The 26,127-nt window shown below is 65.2% G+C and carries 19 protein-coding genes; 12 read left to right on the forward strand and 7 right to left on the reverse strand.

Annotated elements, in window-relative coordinates; translation table 11 throughout:
- Positions 1-6: 6 nt before the first annotated feature.
- Positions 7-1,200, reverse strand: coding sequence for an efflux RND transporter periplasmic adaptor subunit (locus JQ592_RS33165; protein WP_211406934.1), 1,194 nt, complete (start codon positions 1,198-1,200; stop codon positions 7-9).
- A gap of 221 nt (positions 1,201-1,421) precedes the next feature.
- Between JQ592_RS33165 and JQ592_RS33170 the strand changes: the two genes are divergently transcribed.
- From JQ592_RS33170 to JQ592_RS33180, 3 genes are all read left to right on the forward strand, one after another.
- Positions 1,422-2,213 (forward strand): ABC transporter substrate-binding protein, encoded by a 792-nt coding sequence (locus tag JQ592_RS33170; protein ID WP_211406935.1) that lies wholly within the window; start codon positions 1,422-1,424, stop codon positions 2,211-2,213.
- 224 nt (positions 2,214-2,437) lie between these two features.
- A complete protein-coding gene (locus JQ592_RS33175) occupies positions 2,438-4,147 on the forward strand; it encodes a phospholipase C (protein WP_211406936.1) in 1,710 nt (569 codons plus the stop codon).
- Positions 4,148-4,165: 18 nt separating this feature from the next.
- Positions 4,166-5,503, forward strand: a complete 1,338-nt coding sequence (locus JQ592_RS33180; protein ID WP_211406937.1) for a cytochrome-c peroxidase — start codon at positions 4,166-4,168, stop codon at positions 5,501-5,503.
- Here the strand turns inward: JQ592_RS33180 and JQ592_RS33185 are convergent.
- The 4 genes from JQ592_RS33185 to JQ592_RS33200 form a co-directional block, all read right to left on the reverse strand.
- Positions 5,500-6,483: an NAD-dependent epimerase/dehydratase family protein gene (locus tag JQ592_RS33185; RefSeq protein ID WP_211406938.1), complete on the reverse strand. Its 984-nt coding sequence runs from the start codon at positions 6,481-6,483 to the stop codon at positions 5,500-5,502. The genes JQ592_RS33180 and JQ592_RS33185 overlap by 4 nt on opposite strands.
- Positions 6,484-6,578: 95 nt before the next feature.
- On the reverse strand, positions 6,579-7,652 hold the full coding sequence (locus tag JQ592_RS33190; RefSeq protein WP_211406939.1) for a hypothetical protein: 1,074 nt from the start codon (positions 7,650-7,652) through the stop codon (positions 6,579-6,581).
- Positions 7,653-7,722: 70 nt separating this feature from the next.
- Positions 7,723-9,213 carry a flavin-containing monooxygenase gene (locus JQ592_RS33195; RefSeq protein WP_211406940.1) on the reverse strand — a complete coding sequence of 497 codons (1,491 nt, stop codon included), beginning with the start codon at positions 9,211-9,213 and terminating at the stop codon, positions 7,723-7,725.
- A 99-nt stretch (positions 9,214-9,312) separates the two neighbouring features.
- Positions 9,313-9,762 carry a cupin domain-containing protein gene (locus JQ592_RS33200; RefSeq protein WP_018641055.1) on the reverse strand — a complete coding sequence of 150 codons (450 nt, stop codon included), beginning with the start codon at positions 9,760-9,762 and terminating at the stop codon, positions 9,313-9,315.
- Between the two features lie 189 nt (positions 9,763-9,951).
- On the opposite strand from JQ592_RS33200, the gene JQ592_RS33205 reads away from it, so the two are divergent.
- A complete protein-coding gene (locus JQ592_RS33205; protein WP_211406941.1) occupies positions 9,952-10,977 on the forward strand; it encodes an AraC family transcriptional regulator in 1,026 nt (341 codons plus the stop codon).
- Between the two features lie 11 nt (positions 10,978-10,988).
- On the opposite strand, the gene JQ592_RS33210 is transcribed toward JQ592_RS33205, so the two are convergent.
- Both JQ592_RS33210 and JQ592_RS33215 read right to left on the reverse strand, forming a co-directional pair.
- Complete coding sequence (locus JQ592_RS33210; protein ID WP_211406942.1) at positions 10,989-12,857, reverse strand: ATP-binding protein; 1,869 nt, start codon at positions 12,855-12,857, stop codon at positions 10,989-10,991.
- A 135-nt stretch (positions 12,858-12,992) separates the two neighbouring features.
- Positions 12,993-13,625: a cupin domain-containing protein gene (locus JQ592_RS33215; RefSeq protein WP_211406943.1), complete on the reverse strand. Its 633-nt coding sequence runs from the start codon at positions 13,623-13,625 to the stop codon at positions 12,993-12,995.
- Positions 13,626-13,843: 218 nt separating this feature from the next.
- Between JQ592_RS33215 and JQ592_RS33220 the strand changes: the two genes are divergently transcribed.
- The 8 genes from JQ592_RS33220 to JQ592_RS33255 all read left to right on the forward strand — a co-directional run bounded on the left by JQ592_RS33220 (position 13,844) and on the right by JQ592_RS33255 (position 26,125).
- Positions 13,844-15,535 carry a peptide ABC transporter substrate-binding protein gene (locus JQ592_RS33220; RefSeq protein ID WP_211406944.1) on the forward strand — a complete coding sequence of 564 codons (1,692 nt, stop codon included), beginning with the start codon at positions 13,844-13,846 and terminating at the stop codon, positions 15,533-15,535.
- A gap of 27 nt (positions 15,536-15,562) precedes the next feature.
- Positions 15,563-16,513, forward strand: a complete 951-nt coding sequence (locus tag JQ592_RS33225; RefSeq protein ID WP_211406945.1) for an ABC transporter permease — start codon at positions 15,563-15,565, stop codon at positions 16,511-16,513.
- Between the two features lie 3 nt (positions 16,514-16,516).
- A complete protein-coding gene (locus tag JQ592_RS33230; RefSeq protein WP_211406946.1) occupies positions 16,517-17,392 on the forward strand; it encodes an ABC transporter permease in 876 nt (291 codons plus the stop codon).
- Between the two features lie 40 nt (positions 17,393-17,432).
- A complete protein-coding gene (locus JQ592_RS33235) occupies positions 17,433-18,761 on the forward strand; it encodes an NAD(P)/FAD-dependent oxidoreductase (protein ID WP_211406947.1) in 1,329 nt (442 codons plus the stop codon).
- A gap of 12 nt (positions 18,762-18,773) precedes the next feature.
- Positions 18,774-19,700 carry a 2-hydroxyacid dehydrogenase gene (locus tag JQ592_RS33240; RefSeq protein WP_211406948.1) on the forward strand — a complete coding sequence of 309 codons (927 nt, stop codon included), beginning with the start codon at positions 18,774-18,776 and terminating at the stop codon, positions 19,698-19,700.
- A 9-nt stretch (positions 19,701-19,709) separates the two neighbouring features.
- On the forward strand, positions 19,710-21,578 hold the full coding sequence (locus JQ592_RS33245) for an ABC transporter ATP-binding protein (protein WP_211406949.1): 1,869 nt from the start codon (positions 19,710-19,712) through the stop codon (positions 21,576-21,578).
- Between the two features lie 342 nt (positions 21,579-21,920).
- On the forward strand, positions 21,921-22,436 hold the full coding sequence (locus JQ592_RS33250) for a hypothetical protein (RefSeq protein ID WP_211406950.1): 516 nt from the start codon (positions 21,921-21,923) through the stop codon (positions 22,434-22,436).
- 314 nt (positions 22,437-22,750) lie between these two features.
- The gene (locus JQ592_RS33255; RefSeq protein ID WP_211406951.1) at positions 22,751-26,125 is read left to right on the forward strand and encodes an adenylate/guanylate cyclase domain-containing protein; all 3,375 of its coding nucleotides are present in this window, start codon (positions 22,751-22,753) and stop codon (positions 26,123-26,125) included.
- The last annotated feature ends 2 nt before the right edge of the window (positions 26,126-26,127 follow it).

A 26,127-nucleotide genomic window follows, 5' to 3' on the forward strand; every position in this document is an offset into this window, starting at 1 on the left:
CGGCTCCTACTTGGCAGACGCCTGGGACTGGTCGATCTTCGTCACCTGCGGGTCGATCTTCTGGCCCGGGATCACGCGCAGCAGCCCGGCGATCACGACGCGGTCGTCCGGCTTCAGCCCGCTTTCGATCACGCGCAGGCCTTTGTCGGTCGGCCCGATCTGCACCTTGCGCTGTTCGACGACATTGTCGTTATTGACGACGAGGAGATAGCGGCCGCCCTGATCGCTGCCGAGCGCGGTGTCGGGGACGAGCAGGGCGCTCTTCTCCTGGTCGAAGGGCACACGGACGCGGACGAAATAACCTGGCAGCAGCGCCCGCTTGTCGTTGGGCACGACGCCGCGCACCGCGAGCGTGCCCGTCGATGTATTGAGGGTCGGCGAGACGTAGTCGAGGTGGCCTTCATGCGGATAGCCAGTCTCGGTTTGGAGGCCCACCTGGACCGGCAATTGTTTGAGGTCGGCGACGGTCAGTCCGCGGCGGGCCGCTTCGGCGCGGATGCGAAGGACGTCCTGCTCGTTGACCGTGAAGTTCACCCAGATCGGGTCCAGGGCGACGATGGTCGCGAGCTGGGTCGGGGAGGAGACGCCGACGAGCTCGCCGACCGAAACCAGGTGCGCGCTGACGATACCGTCGAACGGCGCGGTCACGTTGGTGTAGCCGTAATTGACCTCGGCGAGCCTCGTATTGACCTGGGCCTGCTGGAGGCTGGCCTGAGCGTTGTCGCGGGTCGATGTCGAGGTGTCGAGGGTGGACTGCGAGACCGCCTGGCGCTGCACCAGCTCGACCTGCCGCTTGTAATCGGCTTCGGCCTGCTTGACCGTGGCTTGCGCACCGACCTCCGCGGCCTTCGCCTGCTCGACCTTGAGCTTGTACGTCTCCGGCTCGATCGTGAAGAGCTGGGTGCCCTGCTTGACGAAGCTGCCGTCCTGATAGTCGATCGATTGCAGGAAACCCTGCACGCGCGCGACGAGATCGACGCTCTTGATCGGGGCGGTGTTGCCGGTGGCTTCGACATAGCGCGTCACCGGCCGCTGCACCGGCGTTGCCACATCCACCTTCGGCGGCGGCGGCGCCACGAAGGTGTTCTTGTCCTCGCAGCCGGCGAGCGCGATCACGGCGCTCGCGGCGGCCAGCGCCCGTCCGACACGTCTCCACGCTCCATTGCGATTGGTGAGCGATGCAGGATTCGCGCAGGTCATTCGGTGGCCCCCGATTATTGTCTGTCGGTGCGGCAGGCTACCAACAAACGCCCGGCCGTGGAACACCATAGCCATGGCAGTCACGGGCCTTGCACTGCAAACCGCGCCGTGGCCTTTGACAGGTTTGTCATGACAAACCGCTTTTCACCGCGCGCACGATCGACCAGAATTGCGTCAAAGAGGCGGAGCAGTTGAAAGAAGAAAAGCGAGGAGAACATGACATGCGAACGTTGCTCCAATCGGCCCTTGCCGGCCTCGTTCTCGCGGCGGCCCTCGCCATGCCAGCGTTAGCCGATGGCCTGAAGGACGAGATCGCGCCGACCGGCAAGCTGCGGGTTGCGATCGCGATCAGCCCGGCGGGCGGCGCATTCTGGTCGACCAGGACGGAATCCGGCTTCGCCGGCGTGCCGGTCGACCTCGGCAAGGAGATGGCCGCGCAGCTCGGTGTATCCGTCGAATATGTCGTGCACCAGAATTCCGGGCAGATCACCGACGCGGCCGGCAAGGGCACCTGGGACGTCACCTGGCTTCCCAAGGATCCCGAGCGCGAGACCAGGATGCTGTTCGGCCCGATCTACGAGGTCGCGGACGCCACCTACATCGTCAAGCCGGGTTCGAGCATCACCAATTTCGCCACGCTCGACCAGGCGGGCATCAAGGTCGCGGCCGTCAACGCCACCACCACCATGCGCGGCGCGATCGCGCATCTGAAGAATGCAAAAGTCACTGGCTACCAGACCTATGACGAGATCTTCGGCCTTCTCAAGAGCGGCGAGATCGATGCCTTCGCGCTGTCGCGTGACCAGCTCAACAAGATGGCGCAGAAGATTCCGGGCACGAAGGTGCTCGACGAGACCTTCAAGAAGACGGTGACCGCCGTCGCCGTCCCGCTCGGCCACAGCCAGGCTCTCGCCTTCGTCACCAAATTCATGAACGAAGCGGTGACGAACGGCACCCTGCGCAAGGCCTATGACAACAACGGCCTGAAGGACACGCCGATCCGCACCGAATAGGCGGGCGGCGCAGGGTTGCTGCGCCGCGCATCATTCTTGCCCTCGCCCGCGGAATAAACGCGCCTGACGTGATCCGGCGCGGACGGCGCGAAGCAGGCGGCTGCGTGAAAAATCGCGTCTCGGCTACTGCGCAAAGTGTCTCGTGCGTCAAACTGACACAGCTCTGTCATTCACCGCCGCTACGTTCCCGAACGTCGGCGTCAATCCTTCGGGGCAAGATAAAAATGAAGACCAGATTTCTGACGACGGTCGCGTTCCTCGCGGCCGCGACGGCACTCGCGTGCAGCATTCCCGTCCTCGCGGACGATTTCGGCCGGGACCGGGACCATGACCGGGATCATCACCGTCATCCGCATGACATTCATACGGAAACTCCGATCAAGCATCTCGTGATCATCTTCAACGAGAACCGTTCGTTCGACCATTATTTCGCGACCTACCCGAACGCGGCCAATCCGTCCGGCTCGATCCCGTTCGTCCCGAAGCCGCATACGCCGAAGGTGAACAACCTCGTCACGGCGAACCTGCTGGTGAACAATCCGAACAACAGCCCGGCCAACGGCACCGGCGCGACCGACCCGTTCCGTCTCGACCGCACCCAGGCCAACACCCGCTCGCAGAACCATGCCTACACGCCCGAACAGCAGGCCGTGGACAACGGCAAGGAAGACCTGTTTCCGAAGTTCACCGGGCGCGGCACCGCCGGCGGCGCCGGCGCCTTCGGCACCAACGGCCAGGTCATGGGCTATTTCGACGGCAACACCGTCACTGCCTTCTGGAACTACGCCCAGCACTTCGCCATGAGCGACAACAACTGGACCGACACGTTCGGTCCCTCGACGCCGGGCGTGCTCGAAGTGGTCGCCGCACAGACCAACGGCGTGCAGAACGTCATCGGCACGTCATCGTCGATCGCCGATGGCCAGGGCGGCCTGACGCTGATCGGCGACACCGACCCCGGCAACGACGTCTGTTCGAGCACGACGAGCACGGTGCTGATGGACGGCAAGAATATCGGCGACCTGCTCAACGCCGAGCACGTCAGCTGGGGCAGCTTCATGGGCGGCTTCGACCTCACGCTCAAGAATGCCAACGGCACGACGGGCTGCGCCCGCAGCACCTTCTCCAGCAACGTCAACGGCACGATCGTGGACTATGTCCCGCACCACGCCTTCTTCCAGTATCACAAGTCGACGGCCAACCCGACCCATGCGCGGCCCAGCTCCGTCCATGCGATCGGCCATACCTATGCCGCCGGCGGCAAGACCGTCGATCCCGCCAACCACAATTACGACCTCGAGGACTTCTACGCCGCGGTGAAGGCCGGCAATTTCCCGGCCGTCTCCTACATCAAGATGCCGGCCTTTCAGGACGGCCACGCCGGCAACTCCGATCCGCTCGACGAGCAGGCCGGCAATGTCGAGCTGATCAACTTCCTGCAGAAGCAGCCGGAGTGGCGCGAGACCGCGGTCATCATCACCTATGACGACTCCGACGGCTGGTACGACCACCAGTACGTCGCGCCGAAGAGCGCCTCGTATGATCCGACCGCCGATCAGGTCAACGGCCCCGGTCTCTGCGGCCTCGGCGCCAGCAAGCAGCCCGCGCCGAAGGGCCTGTCCGGCCAGCAGGTCAACGGCCGCTGCGGTCCGGGCACGCGCGTTCCCCTGATCGTGGTCTCGCCCTATGCCAAGACGAACTATGTCAGCCACACCTACACGACGCAGGCTTCCGTGGTTCGTTTCATAGAGGACAACTGGCTGCACGGCCAGCGGCTCGGCGGCGGCGCATTCGACGCCACCACGGGATCGATCATGGACCTCTTCGACTTCGACCATGATCACAGCCACGACCTCCGGGCCGATGCGCTGTTCCTCGATCCGACCTCCGGCACTGTCATCACCAGCCCGCCGGACGAGCACCACCATCACTAGTCCAACGGGACGCTTCGAATGAACAGCCGCACCATGTGGCTTCTCGGCGCCGGCCTGCTTTGTCTGGCCGGCGCCGTCTTTGCGACCGGGACGCAAGGCTTTGCGGAGACGAATCCCGCGGGCACAAACCCGAACCCGGTTCGTCTCATGCGCCCGCCCGTCGCGCCGTTGTCTGCGATGGCGCAGCTCGGCAAGGAGATCTTTTACGACGCCTCGCTGTCGTCCTCAGGCGCGCTGTCCTGCGCGTCCTGCCACAGCTCGGATCACGCTTACGGCCCGCCCAATGACGGTCCGGTCATGCTCGGGGGCGCCGACCTGTCGCGGCAAGGAGCACGCGCGGTGCCGTCGCTGACCTATCTCGACCGCCATCCGAATTTCAGCATCGGTCCTGACAAGGGCGACGACGACAACATCGTCGATCTCGCGCAGATGGCAGCGATCGGCCAGCAGTCGGCGCGCACGACGAAGACCGCGGGCGGCGCATCGACGAACATCGTGCCGCAGGGCGGCCTGTTCTGGGATGGTCGTGCCGACACGTTGCAGGACCAGGCGCTGTTTCCGCTGCTCGATCCCAACGAGATGGACGGCGGTAGTGCCGAGATCGTCGCGGACAAGCTGCGCCGCGCGCCCTATGCCAACCGCTTCGTCGAGCTGTTCGGTGCCGGCGTTCTGAGAAATCAGCGGCTGCTGATCGCGGAAGCGATGTTCGCGGTCGCGCGCTATCAGGTGGAGGAGCCAAGCTTCCATCCCTACACTAGCAAGTACGACTACTGGCTCGAAGGCAAGGCCCGGCTATCCGACAGCGAGTTGCGCGGCCTGCAGGCGTTCAACGATCCTAATAGGGCCAATTGCGCGGGATGCCACACCTCGGCGCCGACCCGCGACGGCCTGCCGCCGCTGTTCACCGATCATCAATACGAGGCCCTCGGCGCGCCGCGCAATGCCGCGCTCGCCAACAATCGCGATCCCAATTATTTCGACCTCGGCGTCTGCGGTCCGCAGCGCACCGACATTTCCGAACAGACGCAATATTGCGGCATGTTCCTGACACCGACGCTGCGCAACACGGCGACGCGCCACGCCTTCTTCCACAACGGCGTTTTCCATAGTCTGGAGCAGGTGCTCGACTTCTACAATTTCCGCGACACCAATCCGGAAAAAGTGTTTCCACGCGCCGCCGACGGCACGGCTCTGAAGTACGACGACCTGCCACCAAAATATCACGCCAATGTGGATGTCACCGATCCGCCCTTCGATCGTCATCCCGGCGACAAGCCGGCCATGACGGAGCAGGACGAGGCCGACATCATCGCGTTCCTGAAGACGCTGACGGACGGCTACAAGCCGGACAACTAGCTCGCCTTGCCCGCATGCCACGCGGCGAGCACGGCCTTCTCCTCATCCTCTGTCAGTCCGACGACAGGTCCGTTGCTGGCGCGGAGCCAGGCGCGCGTATCGCGCGCGGTGACCGCTGGCGGTCGCGAGGTCAGCCCGGCCTTCCGCGCCGGCGAGGTGTCACGCGTCATGAAGCCGGCGAAGTCGGGCAGGGGCAGCCACATCGGCAGCGATCGCGGGCCGGCCCAGCGCCGGATGTCGTGCGCTTCAAGGAAGGTGCGATCGATCCAGGTGAATTTGCAGGACGGGTTCAGCGCGGATGCGCACTCGGCCAGGACTTCGCCGCGCGTGCGAACCGGTCCAATGCCGTCGTAGATGCCGGTCAGGCCGACCTCTGCCGCATGCACGATCCATTGCGCGAGATCGCGGACGTCGATGAACTGGACGGCGTCATCAGGCGATCCCGGCGCCAGCACTTCGCCGCCGCGCACCAGCCGCGCCGGCCAGTACGAAAACCGTCCCGTCGGATCCTCCGGCCCGACGATCAGGCCGGCCCGGCAAATGAAGGCGTCGTTGCCGACCGCCTGTTCGCAAGCGACCTTGGCCGCGCCATAGATGGCATCGGTGCTGTGCTCGATATCCGCCGTGACGGGCTCGCGCAGCGATGCCGTGTCGGCGCACTGCCCGGGCGTGCGATTGTCCGCATAGACGCTCACGGTCGAGACGAAGGTCCAGTGTACGCCCGGTCGCTTCAGCGCCGCCACCGCGCGGCGGACCTGGCCGGGATGACGCGAGACATCGACCACGGCATCGAACGACCCGCCCGCAAGCAGCGCAAGCCCGTCAACGGTGTCGCGGTCGATCATCACGAAGCGGGCGCCCGCCGCGATCGGTCCCGCGAGGCCGCGGGCCGCGCAGGTCACGTCGTGCCCGGCCGCGCAGGCATGGGTGGCGATCGCGCGCCCGAGAAACTGGCTGCCGCCGAGGATTAGCAGGCGCATGAGATGGCCGATGGCATCGTGGCGCTTCCTTCCCGATGACGAACGAGTGGGAAGGGGAGCCTACGACGTCCGGTAGCAGTTGCAACCTGTTTCCCTTAGCGCCCCTTGATCTCGGAATACTTCGCCATGGCGCGCTCGAACTTCCGGTTGAACAGCCACATCGCCGCGAGGATCTCGCGGAAGCTTGCCGAGGTTCTCGCCCGGTCGGCCTGTCCGAAGGCAAAAATGCTGTTGTTGCGCAGGTGCTTCATGACCGTGGGGCTGGATACCCGGTAATTCAGGAGGTCGCCGGACTTCAGCGCGGCTCGTGTCGGGGTGGGCACGATCTGGATCAGCTCGAACAGCTTCATCTGGTCGATCGGATCGGGCAACGTCTTCACGATTGCAGGGATCTCTCGGAAGATATCCGCATGTGCGTTCATCAGGCCGTCGCGCACATTGGTCCAGTGATTGAAGCGGTGATCGGTGCCGCGGGCGCGCGCCTCTTCCTTGTCGTCGCGCGCGCTGAGGTCCGGATCGATCGCCGCGATCTCGCCCTTGATGGTCTCCCATTTCCTGCGGCCGTTGCGGTCCTCGGAGGGGCCGGTCTGGAAGCTGCCCATATAGGTGTTCGAGCGCCCGTTCCGGACATTCTGCTTGCCGTTGGTCTCGGCGAAGAATAGCCCGAGGCTGATGCGCCCCGCAGCTTCGGCGTGAACAGGTGCAAGCCCCTTGGCGCGCGCGATCGCAACGGCAAGATCGACGACGTCCCTAAACGGCGTCGCCGAGTTCTGCGCGTTGGCCGGCGGCGCCTCCATGATGTCGAACAGCTTTCCGTATTCGTCGACCAGCGGCTCGATCTCGGCATCGAAATAGGCGGGAGGGATCTCGAACTTGTTGGGCCGGCCGATCCGCGACGGCATGGCGTCGGTAAGGTCCTTGTAGCTGCTGATCACGGCGACGCGCGCGAGATAGAGCGCCTGACCCGGCAGGTTCGGCAGCGGCTCCTTCGCCTCGATCTGGCGCCGCCGTTCGGCGAGGATCGATCTGAACTCGCCGAGCGCGCGCTCGTAGGTGGCGAGCGCCTCGGATTGCTTTGGCGTCGGCGCGCCGCCCTGTGCAACGGCGGGCGTCGTGACGAAGAAGGCAACAGCCGCAAAGGCCGCGGCGGCAAGTCGTCTCGATCCCATGGCTGGTTCCCGTCGATTCGATGGCCAGGGAGATCGTAAGCATCAGACGCGCGCAGCCGCAATTCTCCTCTCACGCCGCCCGGTAGTCCGGCGCCGTCGCCAGGAACTTCGCATAGGCGTCCGCGTCCGGCGGCTGGAAGCGTCCTTTGAGCCCGCCGCGTTTCTGCTCCTTCGTGCCGATATCGGCCATCAGCTCGTCGAAATGGCGGTAGTGATAGGGCGCGACGCAGAGGCCGCCATAGACGCCCGCCGCCGGCCGCTCGACGCGCTTGAAGTGCAGCATCATCTCGATGTTGTCGCGCATCGCCTGCGCCGTCGGCTGGTTGGCGAGCTGGCCGTCGGCGTAGCGCACCAGCCAGTTGGCCGCGAGATCGGCGCAGAGCACGGTGCAGAACGAGGAGTTGAAGCCGACGAAGCCGAGTTCCGGCAGATCGGGATTGGCGATCAGGCGATAGAGCCGGTACTGCCCGTCCGCATCGACCAGCTTCTGCCGATAGGCCTCGGGCAGGAACGGCACGCCGAGCTTGTAGCCGATCGCGAGCACTGCGACATCGGCACTGACGCGCTCGCCGCCGCTCATCACGATGCCGTCGCCCTCATAATGATCGAACGTGCCGAACACCGCCTTGATGCGGCCGTCGGCGACCATCGGGTAGAAGCCGGGCGTTGCGATCGGCACCGCGCAGTTGACGCCGTCCTCGATGCGCTCCGTCGGCACCATCTTGCACTGTTTGAGCTTGAGCTGTGCCTTGAGCAGGCTCTCCAGCCCGCGCCAATTGGCCCATACGAGCGGCGCTGCGACGCGATGCGCAAGCCTTGCCATCGCGCTGGCGCCCCAGCCCGGAAACATCTCCTCCTGCGCGCGGATGTAGAGGATGCGCTTGAAGTTCACGAGCCCGCCGATGAAATAGGGGATGCGCCAGACCGGCTCGCGCATCACGATCGTAACCTCGCGCGCGCCTGACTTCACCGCGTTCACGGCGATGTCGGTCGCCGATTTCGAGCCGCCTAGCACGACGACGCGGCGTCCTTTCGCCAGCGCCGGGTCGCCGTATTTCGACGAATGCAGGATCTGGCCGCCCTGCGCCAGGAAGCCGTCCTCGCCCGGACAATGCAGCTCGCGCGGCTCGTTGAACTGCCCGGTGCAGACGGCGACGAAATCGAAATCCTCGTGTGACGGCGTGCCACCCTTGCTCGTCAGGCTGAGCGTCCAGCCCGGCTTGCCGTCGGCACGCCGCGCCATGCCGGCGACCTCGGTGTCGAGGCGCAGCATGCGGTCGAGGCCAAAACTCTTCGCATAGTCGGCGAGATAGGCGTGGACCTGCGGTCCGGTCGGCCATTCCGGATAGGCGTCCGGCATGGCGCGATCGGTGTAGCGGTAGAGATCCTTCGGGCTTTGGGTCTGCACGTCAGGATAGGAGCGCGCCGGCTCCCAGACGCCGCCGAGATCGCCGCTGCGCTCGACGATGGTGACGCGGTGGCCGCGGGTGGCGAACGCTTTTGCGGCGGCAAGGCCGGAGACGCCGGCGCCGATCACGCAGACATGTTTGGGACTGATCATGGGATTGCTCGATGTGTTTCGCGCAAGCGGCCACGTTCGGCCGCAAGGCGTGGCCGTTCGGACCTGCAAGCAGATGAAAGTGGACGGAGTGGCGACCGCCTAGTCGTTGGCCTCGGGCGGCAGGAAGTCGACCTCGTGCAGTGCCGAGATGCGCACGACCTCGGCAGGGTCGGTCAGATTGTGCAGCTGGTTGAACAGCGCCTCCAGCTTCTGCATCGGCGAGACCCAGAACAGCGCGCGGCACGGCTTGTCGGACTTGTTGAAATAGCCGTGCGGAATGCCGCGCGGCATGCGCACGAGGTCGCCGGCATGGGCCTTGACCCATTGGCCGTCGAGCTTGAGGTCGAGTGTGCCTTCCTGCACCAGGATGAACTCGTCCTGGGTCGGATGGATGTGCACCGGCACGAACTGGCCGGGATCGCTGTTGGTCTCGAACGCGAAGGTGGAATCGGTGACGGCCTTGGGAAAATAGACCTGGCCAAGGATGTTCCAGCTCTTGCCGCCATAGCCCGTGCCGCTGGCGGTAATGCCCTTTTCGAGTGCAGTCATGGCTTGCTCCTCATGGATTCCGGCGGGGACGGAGCTTCGGCCAGCCATGGGCCGCCTGTCTATCCGCTAAACGAATCCGGATGCGGCTATTGCCATGCAGCACGACGATTTTGCGGGTTGCTGCCCTTTTCGCGTACGGGGAACTATTATAGGCTTAAAGCAATTCCGTGACGCGAAGCGTGGTCGACGATGTCCGCAGCCGTGCTGGAGGTGAGCGCAACTGCGTCTGCAGCCGAACGGCTTGCGGATTTCGCCCGCGTCACCACTGACGATGTCGACGAAGCGGCCGAGCAGATCGGGCGCATCTTCTGCCCCCACGATCTCACACCGTCACGGCCATGCGCGGCCGGATTCTCCGCCCGGCACAATTGCGCGGCCTTCGACGGCTTTTCCATCAACTACGTCGCCTATGGCGGATCGGTCAGCATCGATCCCGGCTGCCTCGAGCGCTTCTTCCTGGTGCAGATCCCGCTCACGGGTTCGGCCCGCATACGTGCCGGCGCCGGCGAGTTCGATGCCAGTCCGGGCCGGACGGCCTCGCTGCTCTCGCCGACCATCCCGACCCGGATGATGTGGACCGATTGCGCGCAGGCGATCCTGCTGCTCGACCGCCGTCTGGTCGAGCAGCGCGCCGCGGCGCTGTCGGGCAGGGCGGCTGGCGCGGTCGAGTTCGAGCCTGCGATCGACCTGGACGCACAGTCCGGGCGCCGCCTGCAAACCAGCCTTGCCGAACTGATGCTGCTTGCCGAACGTCTCGGACCGTCGGGCAGGCTGTCACCGGTCGCAATGGCCGATTGGCGCGAGGCGCTGCTCGATCACATTCTCAATAGCCAGCGCCATGGCCTGTCGGATGCGATCCGGACGTTTTCGGGCCAGGCCGAGCGTCTGCCGCGCGCACTCCGCGCCGCGCGCGACCATCTTGCGGACAATGCCGGCGAGCCGCTCGACCTCGTGGAGCTTGCCCGCGCCTCCGGCATCGGCATCCGCGCGCTCCAGCTCGGCTTCCGCCGTCACTTCGGCGCCTCCATCTCCGAGATGCTGCTCGACATGCGCCTTGCCGGCCTGCACGCGCGGCTCGCGCAGGCCGCCCCCGATGCCTCCATCACCGAGATCGCCTTCGATCTCGGCTTCACCCATCTCGGTCGCATGGCCGGCGCCTATCGCGAAAAATTCGGCGAGACACCGTCGACGACGCTGCGGCGAAGGGTGAGCTAGGTGTGAGGCGACTACTTTCGCGATCGCGTCGTGCCGCTGTCTTCAGACGTCTGCCGGCGCAAGAAGCCCTCGACGTCCGCCTGCACCGAGTAGGGCGTCGGGATCGCATCGCCCGCGGAATCGACGGCGGTGTCGAGCGAGCGGCGCAGCATGCGCGCGAGCTCGGCCTTGCGGTACGGCTTCGCCAGCAGCGGTGCGCCCGTCGTGGCACGGCCCTGCGTTTGCGAGTCGTAGGCGTAGCCCGAGGTGAACAGCACCCTCAGCGAGGGCCGCGCGGCCACCATCTGCTCGGCGAGCTCGCGTCCGTTGATGCCGCCGGCCATGACGATGTCGGTGAACAGCAGGTCGAACGCCTTGCCTTCCGCCGCGATGGTGAGCGCTTCGGTGGCGTTGGATGCCGGGATGACCTTGTAGCCGAGGCTCTCGAGCTGCACCGTGACGTATTGGCGGACGTCGCGGTCGTCCTCGACGCACAGGATTGTTTCCTTGCCGCCCACGACCTTGCGCTCGTCGTAGCCGGCGGGGCGAAGCGTGCTGGTCTCGGCCTTCGGCAGGTAGATCGTGAATGTCGTGCCGCGGCCTTCGTCCGAGGCGACCTTGATGCCGCCGCCGGACTGCTTGACGAAGCCGAACACCATGCTGAGCCCGAGCCCGGTGCCCTTGCCGACCTCCTTGGTCGAGAAGAACGGATCGAAGATGCGTTCGAGAATGGCCCGCGGAATGCCCGTGCCGGTGTCGGCAATCTCGATCTCGACATAGTCGCCGGCATAGCCGGCGCCGACCGCCACGGCCTCGCGGACGCCGAACACCACGTTGCGCGTCGTCAGCGTGAGCCTGCCGCCGCCCAGCATCGCGTCGCGGGCGTTGATGGCGAGGTTGAGCAGCGCCGAGCTCAATTGACCGCGATCCGCGAAAGCGAGCCAGGCATTGGCGTCCAGCTTCGTCACGATCTCGATCTTCTTGTCGAAGGTCGCCAGCAGCAGCTTTGCCAGTTCCTCGAGCAGCTCGTTGACGTCGATCTCAGCCGGCTGGAGGGCCTGCTTGCGGGCAAAGGACAACAGGCTCGACGTCAGCGCGGCGCCGCGGTCGGCAGCCTCGCTGATCAGCTTGGTGATGGTCGCGAGCGGCGGATTGTCTTTCACCGCCTCGGCGAGGATCTCGATCGTGCCGGTGATCACGGTGAGCATGTTGTTGAATTCGTGCGCGATGCCGCCGGTGAGCTGCCCGACCGCCTCCATCTTCTGGGCCTGGATCAGCTGCTCCTCGGCGGCCCGTTTCTGCGTGACGTCCTTGACGAAGGTGTTGATGATTTGGCGTTCCCCGAGACGCAGTGCCGTGCTGGACGCCTCGATCAGGATCTCGCCACCGTTCCTGTGCAGCAGGCTCGCCTCGAAGCGGATGCCGATCGGCGCGTGCGACAGTTCCGGCAACAGCCGCATCATGCGTTGCCTGAAGCCGGCCCGGAGCGGCTCGGCGACGAGGAGGTCGACGACGTCGGCGCCGATGGCCTCCTCGCGCGTCCATCCGGTCAGGGCTTCGGCCTGAAAGCTCCATTCCAGGACGATGCCGCGCTCATCGGTCTGGACGAAGGCGTCGAGCGCGGTCTTGATGACGGCTTGCGTGATCTGCGCGCTCTCGGCGATGGCCTTCGTCTGATCCGACAGGGCTGCGGCAGCCTGCTTGTGCTGCGTCGTCTCGATCGCACGCATGCACAGACGCGCGATCAGCGCAGCAATGGCGGCGCTTGCGAGCAGGGCAATGACCTGGGGAGCGCCGAAGCCGCCGGCGGTTCCGGTCACGGCATAGGAGGCGAGGAGGGTTGCGGCGGTCACGACGACCTGCGCGGTCATCGCGAGAGTCAGAAGCCTCCTGAGTTTCATGTCGCACCAAGGACGTCAGCCGCGAACCGCCCGCCGCGCAGTCGACGAGCCGGCATCATGTCAGCTACAGACTGCCCGGCTCTCCGTCGAGGGTCAATTTGCGGCACCGGGGGCGCCGGGAACAGTGCCCGTGCCTCAACCTGCCGGCGAATCGGTCTGGAGCAGCGTCGTCACCCAGATTGCGCGCGCCACCTGCTGGGTCGGGTTGTCGAACATGTGCGGCACGATGCTCGGGAAGCGGAAACTGTCGCCGGCCTCCAGCAGATGGGCCTGGTTGTCGAGCCACAGCCGCAGGCTGCCCGACAGGATATAGCCCGCCTTCTCGCCGGTGTGCTGGAGGAAGTCGGTGCCCGAGGAGGCGCCGGGATTGAGCGTGAGCTCGTAGAGCTCGAGCTGGCCCTTGCCGTCGGGGGTGAGGGCTTCCTTGACGACGCCGCTGGCGGTGAGGCGCAGCAGGCGCCTCGCGTTCTTGCGCACGATGTAGCGCTGCACGTCGCCGGGATCGCTGGTCTCGAAGAAGTAGGAGATCGGCACGTCGAGCGCGATACTGAGCAGGCGCAGGGTACGGATCGACGGCATGGCACGCGCGCGTTCGAGCTGGCTGATCATGCCGTTGGAGAGGCCCGTCTTGTTGGCGACGTCCTGGATCGAGAGCCCGGCGCGCTGACGCAGCAGCCGCACGGTCTCGCCGAGGCGCTGGTCGACCGCATCGTCGGCCTCGACTGCCGGGGCGTCCTTGGTGCCGTTCGTATCGCCGCGACCATCCATGTCGCTCTCCCATGCATCGTCTCACCCCGCGACCGCATCGGTCCGAGGTTCAGTCACAGTGAAAAGGTCGCGCATACTAGCAATGTGATTGACAGCTGTATTTAGTCATGATGAACTTTTGATCGAAAAATTTAGAAGCACTAAAGCCCACTCCTTGTCCCTTGCCGGGGTCTCGGGGGCGCGGGAGACGGTGCCGCGTGCGACAAGGAGAGTGGGTCATGGCAGGCGACACCGGCAAGTTCGGCGTTGGGGCAGTGCATCTCGGAGTTCCGAATCGCCGTCAGTTCTTCCAGCTCGGCGCCGGCGCCGCGGCGGGATGGAGTCTCGCAGGCAGCGCCTTCGCACAGACCGAACGCCCGACCAGCCCGCCGAGCAAGCCGCGCGGCCAGGTGATTGCCGCACTGTCGCAGGAGCCGACCGTTTTTCATCCGCTGATGCCCGGCATCGAGGTCGATCAGGGCATCTGGTGGCAGGTGTTTTCGCCGCTCTGGTACATCGACCCCGACGGGAATTTCGTTCCCGACCTCGCCCGCGAAGTCCCGACCCTCGAGAATGGCGGCCTCTCGGCCGACGGCCTGACCTGGAAGATCAAGCTCCGCAGCGACGTGAAGTGGCACGACGGCACGCCGTTCACGGCGGAGGACGTCAAATTCTCCATCGAGCTGATCAACAATCCCGGTTTCCGCGCGCGCAGCCGTGTCGGCCATAGCCTCGTCAAGGACATCACCGTCGTGGCGCCCGACGAGATCCATTGGCGGATGGAAGCGCCCTATTCGCCCTATATGTCGATCCTGGCGTCGTTCACCTTCATGGTGCCCAAGCACATCCTGGAGAAGGTGTCCGATCCGAACGCTTCGCCGTTCCACAATGCGCCGGTCGGTACCGGCCCATTCCGCTGGGGCGAGCGCGTGCCCGGCGATCATATCCAGTTGAATGCCCACACCTTCTATCACGGCAAGGGACCGTACGTCGAACGCGTGGTCTTCAAATACATCCCCGATCTCACCGTGCTCTACACCCAGTTCCGCACCGGCCAGGTCGACTACACGGGCCTTGCAGGCATCCTGCCGAACTTCGTGCAGGAGGCGAAGACGCTGAAGGGCCGCAAGATCTTCGTCTCTTCGACCTCGTCGGTGGAGCACATCGCGCCCAACCTCGACTTTGGTCCCTTCGCCGACCGTGCTGTGCGCGAGGCGCTCTATCTCGGCATCAACAAGCAGGCGATCATCGATGCGCTCTATTACGGCCTGCCGACGCAGACCGAGAGCTTCGTGCCGCAGCAGGCCTGGTCGTTCCAGCAGGGGCTGCCGCAGCACAAATACGATCCAGCCAAGGCCAATGCGCTGCTCGACGCTGCGGGCTGGGTTCGCGGCTCCAGCGGCATTCGCGAGAAGGGCGGCGTCAAGCTCGAATTCACCAATTCGACGACGGCGGGCAGTGCGGTGCGCGAGCAGTGCCAGCAGCTCCTGATCCAGGACTGGCGCGCCATTGGCGCAACGATGCGCGTCAACAACATGCCGGCGGCCGTGATCTGGGGCGACTTCTGGCAGCAATCGAAGTTCAATTCGGTGATCGTCGGCGTGAACTTCATGCTGGGCAGCGACCCCGACGTGACGCCGCGCTTCGGCTCCGGTGCCATCCCCGCCAAGGGCGGCCGCGGCTACAACACCTATCAATATCAGAGTGCGGAGGCCGACCGGCTGCTGGCCCAAGGCGCCAAGCAATTCGACCTGGCGCAGCGCAAGGCGACCTATGGTGAGCTGCAGAAGCTCATCCGCAACGACCTCGCGATCCTGCCGCTGTTTCAGAGCTTCATCGCCGAGGGCATCAAGGAGGGGCTGCAAGGCTTCCGTCCCAACATCAACATGTCGATCAACAGCTGGAACATGCGCGAATGGTATTGGGCCTGATGTCTCAGGCCGGCTGGATCGCCTGAGATGGCCCGCTACGTCGCCAATCGCCTGGCACAGGCGATCATGCTGCTCGTGATCGTTTCGGCGATCGGCTTTGCCATCCTGCATCTGGCACCGGGCGGCCCGCTCTCACAGTTTGCCGTCTCCGGCCAGATGACGCAGGAGGATCTCGATCGCGTCACCAGGCAGCTTGGCCTCGATCGGCCGCTGCCGATCCAGTATCTCGACTGGTTCGGCCGCATGCTGAAGGGCGATTGGGGCAAATCCTATCGCGATGGCGAGGCCGTGCTGTCGGTGATCTCCTCGCATCTCGGGGCGACGCTGGAGCTGATGGCGACGGCAACCATCATCGCGGTGTTGCTCGGCTGCTGGATCGGCGTGCTGGGCGCGCTGCGCCGCTATTCGGTGTTCGACACGCTCGCAACCGTCGGCGCCATGATCGCGCTGTCGATCCCGACCTTCTGGTTCGGCCTCGTCACCATCTACGTGTTCTCGGTGAAGCTCGGCTGGCTCCCGGCCGGCAACCGGCAGACCATCGGCGACGGCTCCTTCCTCGACCTGCTGCATCACCTGATTGCGCCGGCCATGGTGCTGGCGCTGGTCGAGACCGCGATGTGGGGCCGCTTCATGCGCTCCTCGATGCTCGAGGTGATCAACCAGGACTACATCCGCACCGCACGCGCCAAGGGCATGCCGGAGTGGCGCATCCTCACGGTGCACGGCTTGCGCAACGCGCTGCTGCCGATGATCACGGTGGCGGGCCTGCAGTTCCCGACGCTGCTCGGCGGCGCGCTGGTGGCCGAGACCGTGTTCACCTGGCCCGGCATGGGCCGGCTGTTCCTGGATTCCATCGGCTACCGCGACTATCCCGTGGTGATGGGCATCCTGATGTTTTCGGCGACGATGGTGCTGATCGGCTCGCTGCTCGCCGACATCCTCTATGCCGTCGTCGATCCGCGCATCCGGGTGGGCTAGGCGATGGCGACTGCGGCCCTCTCCACTGTCCAGCGCACGCCCGGTCAGGCCGCGTGGCGGCGCTTTTGCCGTCATCGTCTTGCGCTGGCGGGTGCGGCGATCATTCTCGTCCTCGTCCTCGGTTCGGCATTGGGTCCCCATCTCCTGCCGTTCGACGACACCTATATCGACATCATGAAGCGGTTCGCGCCGCCGCTGTCGGGCGCGCATATCCTCGGCACCGACGAGCTCGGCCGCGACGTGCTGGCGCGGTTGATGATGGGCGGGCGCGTCTCGCTCTCGATCGGCATCGTCGCGATGGTGATGGCGATGGTGGTCGGTATCGTGGTCGGCGCGTTCGCCGGCTTCTATGGCGGCGCCGTCGGTGCGGTCCTGATGCGGCTCGTCGATGCCGTGCTGTGCTTTCCGACCATCTTCCTGCTGCTCGCGCTCGCGGCGCTCACCGAGCCCGGCCTCGTCACCACCACCGTGCTGATCGCGGCCACCGCCTGGATGGCCGTTGCCCGTGTCGTCGAAGCCCAGGTGCGGTCGCTGCGCGAGCGCGAGTTTGCCGTGGCGGCGTTCGCCTTCGGGTCGTCGAACCTGCGCATCATGTTCCGCGAGCTCGTGCCCAATGCGATCGCGCCGATCGTGGTGGCGGCGACGCTGAACGTCGCCAAGGCGATCCTGCTGGAATCCTATGTCAGCTATCTCGGCTTCGGCATCCAGCCGCCGGCCGCGAGCTGGGGCAACATGCTCAACAACGCGCAGATCTATCTCACCAGCGCGCCATGGCTTGCGATCGTGCCGGGTGTCGCCATCACGCTCGCGGTGACCAGCTTCAACTTCCTCGGTGACGGCCTGCGCGATGCGCTGGATCCGCGAATGAACATCCCATGACGAGCAAGAGCTCGACCGAACTGAATGCCAGGAGTGCCCCATGTCCCCGCCGCTCAACCGTATAAACAGCGACGAACGCTTGCCGGCGCAGGTGGATGTCGTCGTCATCGGCGGCGGCGTGATCGGCGTGTCCGCGGCCTATCATCTGGCGAAGAAGGGCCATTCCGTCGCTCTCGTCGAGAAAGGCCATGTCGGCGGCGAGCAGTCGAGCCGCAATTGGGGCTGGTGCCGCCAGCAGGGCCGCGCACGCGAGGAAATCCCGCTCGCGCGCGAGGCGCTGCGGCTCTGGGAGGACATGCAGAACGATGCCGGCGTCGATGCCGGCTTCCGCCGCACCGGCGTTCTGTTCCTCACCAAGAGCAAGGACGAGCTTGCCGGCTGGGAGCGCTGGGCTGCGATCGCGCGCGAGCAGCAGGTCCACTCCACCGTGCTGACGCCGGCCGAGGTCGCCGAGCGCATGCCGGGCAATGCCGACAAATGGGTCGGCGGACTGCTCACGCCGAGCGATGGCCGCGCCGAGCCGTCGATGGCCGTGCCCGCGCTCGCCACGGCCGCGCGCAAGCACGGCGTGACCATCCATCAGGGCTGCGCCGCGCGCGGGCTGGAAACGACCGGCGGGAGGGTCAGTGCCGTCGTCACCGAGAAGGGCACCATTCGCACGCAGTCCGTGCTGCTGGCGGGCGGCGCATGGTCGTCGCTGTTCTGCCGCCGTCACGGCATCGAGCTGCCGATCGGCCTCGTCAATGCCACCGCATGCCGGACCACGCCGGCGCCGGAGATCACCTCGGGCGCGCTTGGCACCGACTTCTACTGCATCCGCCGCCGCCTCGACGGCGGCTTCACGCTGGCGCTGCGTAACCGCGGCACGGTCGAGCTGTCCCCCGACCTGTTCCGCTACGCACGGACCTTCTGGCCGACCTATCAGCATCGCAAGAACGGATTGAAGCTGTCGTTCGGCAAGTCGTTCTTCGATCAGGTCATGCGCGGCACGAGCTGGAGCTTCGACAAGCCGTCGCCGTTCGAGGCCGAGCGTGTGCGTGATCCCGCACCTGACATGTTGCTGGTCAATGCGGCGCTGGCTTCGTTGATCAAGTCGAACCCGGAGCTGAAGGACATCGAGATTGCGGAAGCCTGGGGCGGCACGATCGACTGCACGCCGGACACCATTCCCGTGATCTCGCCGGTCGATGCGCTGCCGGGCTTCTTCCTTGCGACCGGCTTCTCCGGCCACGGCTTTGGCATTGGCCCGGCGGCCGGCAAGCTCGCGGCCGATATCGTGACCGGCTCGACGCCGCTGGTCGATCCCGCCGCCTACAGCCACAAGCGCATGATCGACGGCCGCCGGCTCGCGCCGGTCAGCCCGTTCTGAGGATGCCGTGACATGACGGTTCTCTACAAGGCCAACACGGTGCGCGGCGCGGAGTGGGCCCGCTTCTTCGCAGAGCGCGCGCCCGACATGCCGTTCCGGCTCTGGCCTGACATCGGCGATCCCGCCGACGTTCGTTATCTCGTGACCTGGGTGCCGCCGGACGACATCGCGACGACGTTCCCCAATCTCGAGCTGGTCTTCTCGGTCGGTGCCGGCGTCGACCAGTTCGACGTCACCAAGTTGCCGCCGCATGTTCCGCTGGTCCGCATGATGGAGCCCGGCATTACCGATCGCATGGTCGAATATGCCTGCATGTCGGTGCTGGCGCTGCATCGCGATCTCGTGCAGTTCATCGCCCAGCAGCGCGATCAGGTCTGGCGCGAGCTTCCGGCGACGTACACGAGCGAGCGGCGTGTCGGCGTAATGGGGCTCGGCCTGCTCGGTCAGGCGGTGCTCGAACGGCTCAAATCGTTCGGCTTCTCGCTTTCCGGCTGGAACCGTTCGCCGCGCGAGATCGACGGCGTCACCTGTTATGCGGGCGCGGACGCCTTGCCGGATTTCCTGGCGCAGACCGACATTCTGGTCTGCCTGCTGCCGCTGACGTCGGAGACGCGCGGTATCCTCAATGCAAAGCTGTTCGCGCGCCTGCCGCGCGGTGCGCGGCTGCTCAACGTCGGGCGGGGCGGGCATCTGGTCGAGGCCGACCTCATCGCGGCGCTGGACAGCGGTGTGCTGTCGGCTGCCGTGCTCGACGTCGCCGAGCCCGAGCCGGTGCCTGCGAGCCATCCGTTCTGGAGTCATCCGCGCATTCTCCTGACGCCGCACATCGCCAGCACGACAAAGCCGGAAACGGCGGTCGACTATGTGCTTGATACCATCGCACGACACCGCCGCGGCGAGGCCTTGCCGGGACGCGTCGACCGTGATCGCGGCTATTAGGGCCTTCGCATGAGCATCGGCGCAAACGCATCCGACCAGATTGTTGCCGAAGCACGGGCGCCGGTGCTGTCGGTTGCCGGGCTGACCACCTCCTTCATGCTCGAGCGGCAATGGGTTCCCGTCGTCCGCAACGTCTCGTTCGAGATTGCGCCCCGGGAAACCGTGGCGATCGTCGGCGAGTCCGGTTCGGGCAAGAGCGTCACCGCGCTCTCGATCATGCGGCTTGTTCCGAAGGAGATCGGCCGCGTCGAGGGCAGCGTCACACTCGCCGGCCGCGACCTGCTGTCGCTGCCCGAAGCGAGCATGAAGGACATCCGTGGCAACGACGTCGCCATGATATTCCAGGAGCCGATGACGAGCCTCAATCCGGTGCTCACCATCGGCTTCCAGATCGCGGAAGCGCTGATCCAGCATCGCGGCCTGTCGCGCGCGGCGGCGGAGGCCGAGACCGTCCGCTTGCTCGATCGCGTCCGCATCCCCGCGGCGAAATCGCGCTTCCACGAGCATCCGCACCGCTTCTCCGGCGGCATGCGCCAGCGCGTGATGATCGCGATGGCGCTGGCCTGCAAGCCGAGGCTTCTGATCGCGGACGAGCCGACCACCGCGCTCGACGTCACCATCCAGGCCCAGATCCTGGAGCTCTTGAAGGAGCTCCAGGAGGAGGAGGGGATGTCGATCCTCTTCATCACCCACGACATGGGCGTGGTCGCCGAGATCGCCGACCGCACCGTGGTGATGTATGGCGGGCAGGCGGTGGAGACGGACGCCACCTCGCGCATCTTCGCAAACCCCTCGCATCCCTATACCCGCGCGCTGCTCGCAGCCGTGCCGCGCCTCGGCTCGATGGACGGACGGGCGCGGCCGATGCGCTTTCCCATCGTCGACAAGGTGACGGGCACATCGGACGAGCCGGCGGAGACGCCCGATACGGTCTCAATCGCCGAGCGACCGCTGCTCGAAGTCGCTGGCCTCACGACGCGCTTTCCGATCCGCTCGGGCTTGTTCGGCAACGTCTCCGGCCGTGTTCACGCAGTCGAGAACGTCTCCTTCACGCTGCGCGCCGGCGAGACGCTGGCGCTGGTCGGCGAGTCCGGTTGCGGCAAGTCGACGACGGGCCGCTCGATCCTGAAGCTGACGGAGCCCGACAGCGGCACCGTCCTGATCGACGGCCAGGACGTGCTCGCCATGAACGGCCGCACCTTGCGCGATTTCCGCAAGCACATGCAGATCGTGTTTCAGGATCCGTTCGCGAGCCTCAATCCGCGCATGTCGGTGGGAACGGCGATCGCTGCGCCCCTGCTCGCCAACGGGCTCGCCACGGCCGCACAGGCCCGCGACAAGGTCGCCGACCTGCTCGTGCGTGTCGGTCTCACCGCCGACATGGCCGCGCGTTTCCCGCATGAATTTTCCGGCGGCCAGCGCCAGCGCATCTGCATCGCGCGCGCGCTCGCGCTCGGTCCGAAGCTGATCGTCGCCGACGAGGCGGTGTCCGCGCTGGACGTCTCGGTCAAGGCGCAGGTCGTCAATTTGATGCTCGACCTTCAGGCCAGCATGGGCCTTGCCTATCTCTTCATTTCCCACGACATCGCCGTGGTGGAGCGGATGAGCCACCGCGTCGCGGTGATGTATCTCGGCGAGATCGTCGAGATCGGCCCGCGCGCTTCCGTGTTCGGCAATCCGCAGCATCCCTACACGAAGAAGCTGATGGCCGCCGTGCCGGTGCCCGACCCGTCGCGTCGCGGCACGAAGCGTGAAGCCTCCAACGACGAGATCAGAAGCCCGGTGCGCGCGCCGGATTACCAGCCGCCGGCTCGCCAGTACCGCGAAGTGTCGCCGGGACACGTGGTGCAGGTGTGGGGCGAGGAGTGGTCGGCCTGACTGCGAGCTTTACGCGTCCTCCGGAAATTGTGACCGGATGGAGCGACAGGAAAACAGCGGTATGTGAACCGCTTCATACTCCATCACTCTTATTCTGAACTACCACTCCCGCAAGAAATTGCCGCACCCGGACCTCATTGACAATGCGGGTGAGATGCAATGCCTGCGCAGCCGCGTGCTCGCAGCTTTGGATTGGCTCCTCGTCTTGCGCACGAGCAAGCCAGCCCCATCACTCAGCACAGATTTTTCAGAAATTGGAATCAAGGGCATCGAGAAACGCGTCCTGGCAGCCTCTATCCGGGGTCGGCCGGTAGGCTGCTACTTACTCAGAGGAGCCCCCCAATGAAGATAAGCAGCGCAATTTCCAGCACCGTTTCCTTAACAAGGTACGTCGGCAGTCTTCGGATCGCCCGTTCCAGTCTGATCAAGTCGGCCCACCTTCTTGAAAGAATTGGGCTGGCAGCCGTTGGGGCCTCTTGTGGCCTCTATGTGGGTGCGACCCTGTTGCGTCAGAAAGGCGGACTGTTTGAAAGCGGCTGGATCGTGCTGATAACAATGCTCTATGGAGCTCTCAGCTACTATGTCGGTATTGATTTGTCCGGCAATGTCGCACGGAGGCCGACATCGAGCATCTCGGAAGAATGGAATGGTTCCGAGCCGGCTGAGATCATGAGTGCGGCCGGAACGTTCAGCGCGGCGATTGCCGCAACTCTGTCCGTCAGCATCCTTGTCCTTGATCAAAATCTACCTAACGGCCTGATAGGCTTCGTTGCCGGCTGTTGGGTGATTGGTTCTTCGCTTCAAGTTGTGGCGGGCACGATGGCTCGCAGCTACGCTGCACCCACGAACGAGCAATGAAGGAAGTGCGCTCACGGGAAACGTGTACTTGGCATCGTACGTGAGCACGAGCCGCAGTGTTGGTTCGGCTTCAGGTCTGGAGTGAGCAATGACGACTCATCGCAACCTCTGCCGTCCAACGCTGCGCGCCAGCGATGTTTGGTAGCGCAGCCGTTCGCATCGAGCAGTGTCCGGATCGAAACCGTACCGGTACCAAGTAACCTAAATTTTCGTCCCACAAACAAGGCGTGCCATCATGGTGGCGTTGGGATATTGTCTCCGCGCGGCCGTGGTCCAAAATTCTGCTAACCGCCAGCCACAAGATCGGTGGAGCCATGCAGATTGCGGAGTGGCTCGAGAAGTTGGGGCTTGGGCAATACGCGGAGCGTTTTGCCCAAAATGGGATCGACGTGGGCATCCTCCCCGAACTGATGGACGAGGACTTTGACAAGCTCGGAGTCCTGCTCGGTCATCGCCGCAAGATGTTGCGTGCCATTGCCGAGCTCGATCCAGCCGCGTTGATCGCATCGCCGGCTCCTCCTCATGATGCCGAGCGGCGCCATCTCACCGTCATGTTTTGCGATCTGGTCGGCTCGACTGCGCTCTCGGTGCGTCTCGATCCCGAGGATCTGTGGGAAGTGATCCGGTCCTACCGCGCCGCATGCGCGCGCGTTATCGCCGCTTATGACGGCAGCATAGCCAGGTTCGTCGGTGACGGAATACTCGTCTATTTCGGTTATCCGCGCGCCCACGAAGACGATGCGGAGCGCGCAGTGCGAGCGGGTCTCGATATTGTCGCTGCGATTCGCCAGCTCAAGACAGGCGCCGGCGAACGGGTTGAACTGCGGATCGCAATTGCGACCGGACTTGTGGTGGTCGGCGACCTCATCAGCGGAGATGCATCAGAGGAACACGCAACCATCGGCGATACGCCGAACCTCGCTGCTCGGCTTCAGAGCCTGGCGGAACCGGGGGCGGTCGTGGTTGCTTCATCGACGCGCCGGCTGCTTGGCGATCTCTTCACCTTTCGCAATCTCGGCCGCCGCGAGGTCAAGGGGATAAGCGAGCCCATCGCGGTCTGGGCGGTGGAAGGAGCGACCGCATCGGAGAGTCGCTTCGAGGCGGTCCGCGCCGCGCGCTCGATCGGCTTTGTCGGCCGCAAGGACGAGATCGAATTCATTCTCTCGCGCCAGCGGGAGGCATGGCAGGGCCGGGGCCAGATCGTATTGATTTCCGGCGAAGCGGGCATCGGCAAGTCGCGCATTGTGGCGACGCTGTCCGAAAGCCCCTCGTTGGGGACGCACCGTCGCGTGCGATATCAGTGTTCGCCTTACCACACCAACAGTGCGCTTCATCCCTTCGTCGCGCAGCTCGAGCGCGCCGCCGGAATTCGCTCGCTCGACACGCCAGAGCAAAAGCTCGACAAGCTCGAGGCAATGCTGGCGCTAGGAACCCAGCAGGTCGCCCGGGCAACACCGCTCATTGCGGCTCTGCTTTCGATTCCGACCGGCGACCATTGCCCGCCCCTCGGCGTGAGCCCGGCGCAGCAGCGGCGACAGACGTTTGCCGCCCTTCTCGATCAGCTCGAGGGATTGGCGCGAGACCAGCCGCTGCTGATCATCTGCGAGGATATGCATTGGGCCGATGCCACGACACTTGAACTGTTCGATCTCGCGGTCGATCGGATCAGGGGACTGCCGATACTCGTGCTCTTGACATCCCGGCCAGAGTTCGAGCCCTCCTGGTCCGGCCTTGCCAACGTCAGTCTGTTGCGGCTCGACCGGCTCGATCGGCAGGACACGCGCGCGCTGGTCGAGCAGGTGGTCGTCGGTCGCCAGCTGCCACGCGAGATGATGAAGCAGATCATCGACAAGACCGATGGCGTCCCGCTATTCGTCGAGGAGTTGACCAAGATGGTGCTGGAGTCCGGGTTGCTCGTCGAAGATGCCGGACGCTACCGCCTGAATAGTCCGCTCCCGCCGCTTGCCATTCCCGCCACGCTGCAGGATTCGCTGATGGCGCGGCTCGACCGGCTCGCTCCGGTCAAGGAGGTGGCGCAGATAGGCGCCGCCATTGGCCGCGACTTCTCGTACGCGCTGCTGAAATACGTTGCTGGACGCGACGATCTGACGCTGAGCGCTGCGCTGGGGCAACTTGAAGAGGCCGAACTGCTGTTGCGTCGTGGGACGCCGCCCGAAGCAAATTACAGTTTCAAGCACGCCCTTGTTCAGGAAGCGGCCTACGAGAGCCTGCTCAAGAGCAAACGGCAGCTGCTTCACACGCGAATTGGCGATGTCCTGCGCGAGAAGTTTCCAGTCGTCGCCGAGACCGAGCCGGAAGTTCTGGCGCACCACTTCACTGAGGCGGGGCTGGGTGAGATCGCCCTCGAATGGTGGCGCAAGGCGGGCCAGCAGGCGCTGAAACGCTCGGCCTATTCCGAGGCGATCGCGCATCTCGGCAAGGCCATTGCGACCGCCGATCAGTTGCCTGACGAGCCCCGCCGGATGATGAGCAGGCTGCATCTTCAAATCGCATATGGCCGTGCCTTGCGGGGCAGCCTCGGCCACAGCGCTCCCGAAACGGTCGCGGCATGGACGCGTGCGCGCCAGTTCGCAGCCGGCATCGATGACCCCGTTGAACTTGCGCCGGTGCATTCGGGGCTCTTCAATGCCTGCCTGACACACGGCGAACTCGCTCCGATGCGGGAGCTGGCGGACGCCATCAGGAGCGCGGCTGACCGACGACCGGACTCGCCGGTGGCCGCCGTCGTCGCCCATTGGACGGGCGGCGTCACCTGCTGGTTCGCCGGCGATTACTTGAATGCGAGAACGCATCTCGAGCGGGCGCTGGCGATCTATGGTGCCGAACCGGATCCCGCGACCTTCAGGGCTTCCGCGCTGGATCTGCCGTTCGTGATCATGAGATTTCTTGCGCTGGTGCTCTGGCCGCTCGGTGGCACCGCTCGTGCGCGCAAGCTCGCCGCGGAAGCGGTGGGTGCTCCGGGAGAAAAACGGGCGCTGTCCCAGGCCAATGCGCTGGTTCATCGCGCTGTGTTCGACGGGGTATGCGGGGGCATGTTGCAGCAAACAGAGACGATCCTGGCGCTCGGTCTCGCGCGCGACCACACGATGCCGCTGTACGTGGCCGCGGGCACCTACCTGAATGGCCTGGCCAAGTGGCGTGCCGGCGACCGAATGGCCGGACTGGCGGACATGCGTCACGGCTGGACCTTGCTGCACGAGAACGATTGCTACCTCTGCGAACCGTTCTGGGGGATGCATGTCGCCCTGGCGATTGCAGAGGTCGGCGAAGTCGAGACCGGGCTGGAAATCCTGGACGAGTTGATCGCCGGGACGGGACAATCCGGCCAGCATTGGCTTGATGCCGAGCTGCATCGTGTCCGCGGCAAGCTTTTATCGCGCCATGACCCTTCGGACGAATTCAGTGCCGAAGACGCCCTCAAGCGAGCGCTGAAAATCGCGCGACACCAGCAGACCAGGACTTTCGAGCTGCGCAGCGCCCTTGAACTTGCGCGTCTGTACAGGACAACTGGCCGAGCGGGTGCGATATCCCAGGTGCTCGCCCCCGTGCTCGCTGAATTCGAGGCGGAACGAGATCTTCCGGAATTCGTGGAAGCGAACGAGCTGCTCAGGCAAGAGCATGAGGCACGTGCCGTTTCCCTCGGCCGGACGTCGTTTGGGCAGAGATGACG

Source organism: Bradyrhizobium iriomotense (assembly GCF_018129405.1).
Lineage (GTDB): Bacteria > Pseudomonadota > Alphaproteobacteria > Rhizobiales > Xanthobacteraceae > Bradyrhizobium > Bradyrhizobium iriomotense_B.

What these genes read in the sequence shown, in the direction of transcription:
- JQ592_RS33200 (WP_018641055.1), bottom strand. Translation starts at nt 9,762, where the DNA reads ATGACTGCACTCGAAAAGGGCATTACCGCCAGCGGCACGGGCTATGGC.
- JQ592_RS33210 (WP_211406942.1), bottom strand. Translation starts at nt 12,857, where the DNA reads ATGAAACTCAGGAGGCTTCTGACTCTCGCGATGACCGCGCAGGTCGTC.
- JQ592_RS33205 (WP_211406941.1), top strand. Translation starts at nt 9,952, where the DNA reads ATGTCCGCAGCCGTGCTGGAGGTGAGCGCAACTGCGTCTGCAGCCGAA.
- JQ592_RS33255 (WP_211406951.1), top strand. Translation starts at nt 22,751, where the DNA reads ATGCAGATTGCGGAGTGGCTCGAGAAGTTGGGGCTTGGGCAATACGCG.
- JQ592_RS33215 (WP_211406943.1), bottom strand. Translation starts at nt 13,625, where the DNA reads ATGGATGGTCGCGGCGATACGAACGGCACCAAGGACGCCCCGGCAGTC.
- JQ592_RS33185 (WP_211406938.1), bottom strand. Translation starts at nt 6,483, where the DNA reads ATGCGCCTGCTAATCCTCGGCGGCAGCCAGTTTCTCGGGCGCGCGATC.
- JQ592_RS33180 (WP_211406937.1), top strand. Translation starts at nt 4,166, where the DNA reads ATGAACAGCCGCACCATGTGGCTTCTCGGCGCCGGCCTGCTTTGTCTG.
- JQ592_RS33230 (WP_211406946.1), top strand. Translation starts at nt 16,517, where the DNA reads ATGGCGACTGCGGCCCTCTCCACTGTCCAGCGCACGCCCGGTCAGGCC.
- JQ592_RS33240 (WP_211406948.1), top strand. Translation starts at nt 18,774, where the DNA reads ATGACGGTTCTCTACAAGGCCAACACGGTGCGCGGCGCGGAGTGGGCC.
- JQ592_RS33225 (WP_211406945.1), top strand. Translation starts at nt 15,563, where the DNA reads ATGGCCCGCTACGTCGCCAATCGCCTGGCACAGGCGATCATGCTGCTC.
- JQ592_RS33175 (WP_211406936.1), top strand. Translation starts at nt 2,438, where the DNA reads ATGAAGACCAGATTTCTGACGACGGTCGCGTTCCTCGCGGCCGCGACG.
- JQ592_RS33165 (WP_211406934.1), bottom strand. Translation starts at nt 1,200, where the DNA reads ATGACCTGCGCGAATCCTGCATCGCTCACCAATCGCAATGGAGCGTGG.
- JQ592_RS33235 (WP_211406947.1), top strand. Translation starts at nt 17,433, where the DNA reads ATGTCCCCGCCGCTCAACCGTATAAACAGCGACGAACGCTTGCCGGCG.
- JQ592_RS33195 (WP_211406940.1), bottom strand. Translation starts at nt 9,213, where the DNA reads ATGATCAGTCCCAAACATGTCTGCGTGATCGGCGCCGGCGTCTCCGGC.
- JQ592_RS33245 (WP_211406949.1), top strand. Translation starts at nt 19,710, where the DNA reads ATGAGCATCGGCGCAAACGCATCCGACCAGATTGTTGCCGAAGCACGG.
- JQ592_RS33170 (WP_211406935.1), top strand. Translation starts at nt 1,422, where the DNA reads ATGCGAACGTTGCTCCAATCGGCCCTTGCCGGCCTCGTTCTCGCGGCG.
- JQ592_RS33250 (WP_211406950.1), top strand. Translation starts at nt 21,921, where the DNA reads ATGAAGATAAGCAGCGCAATTTCCAGCACCGTTTCCTTAACAAGGTAC.
- JQ592_RS33220 (WP_211406944.1), top strand. Translation starts at nt 13,844, where the DNA reads ATGGCAGGCGACACCGGCAAGTTCGGCGTTGGGGCAGTGCATCTCGGA.
- JQ592_RS33190 (WP_211406939.1), bottom strand. Translation starts at nt 7,652, where the DNA reads ATGGGATCGAGACGACTTGCCGCCGCGGCCTTTGCGGCTGTTGCCTTC.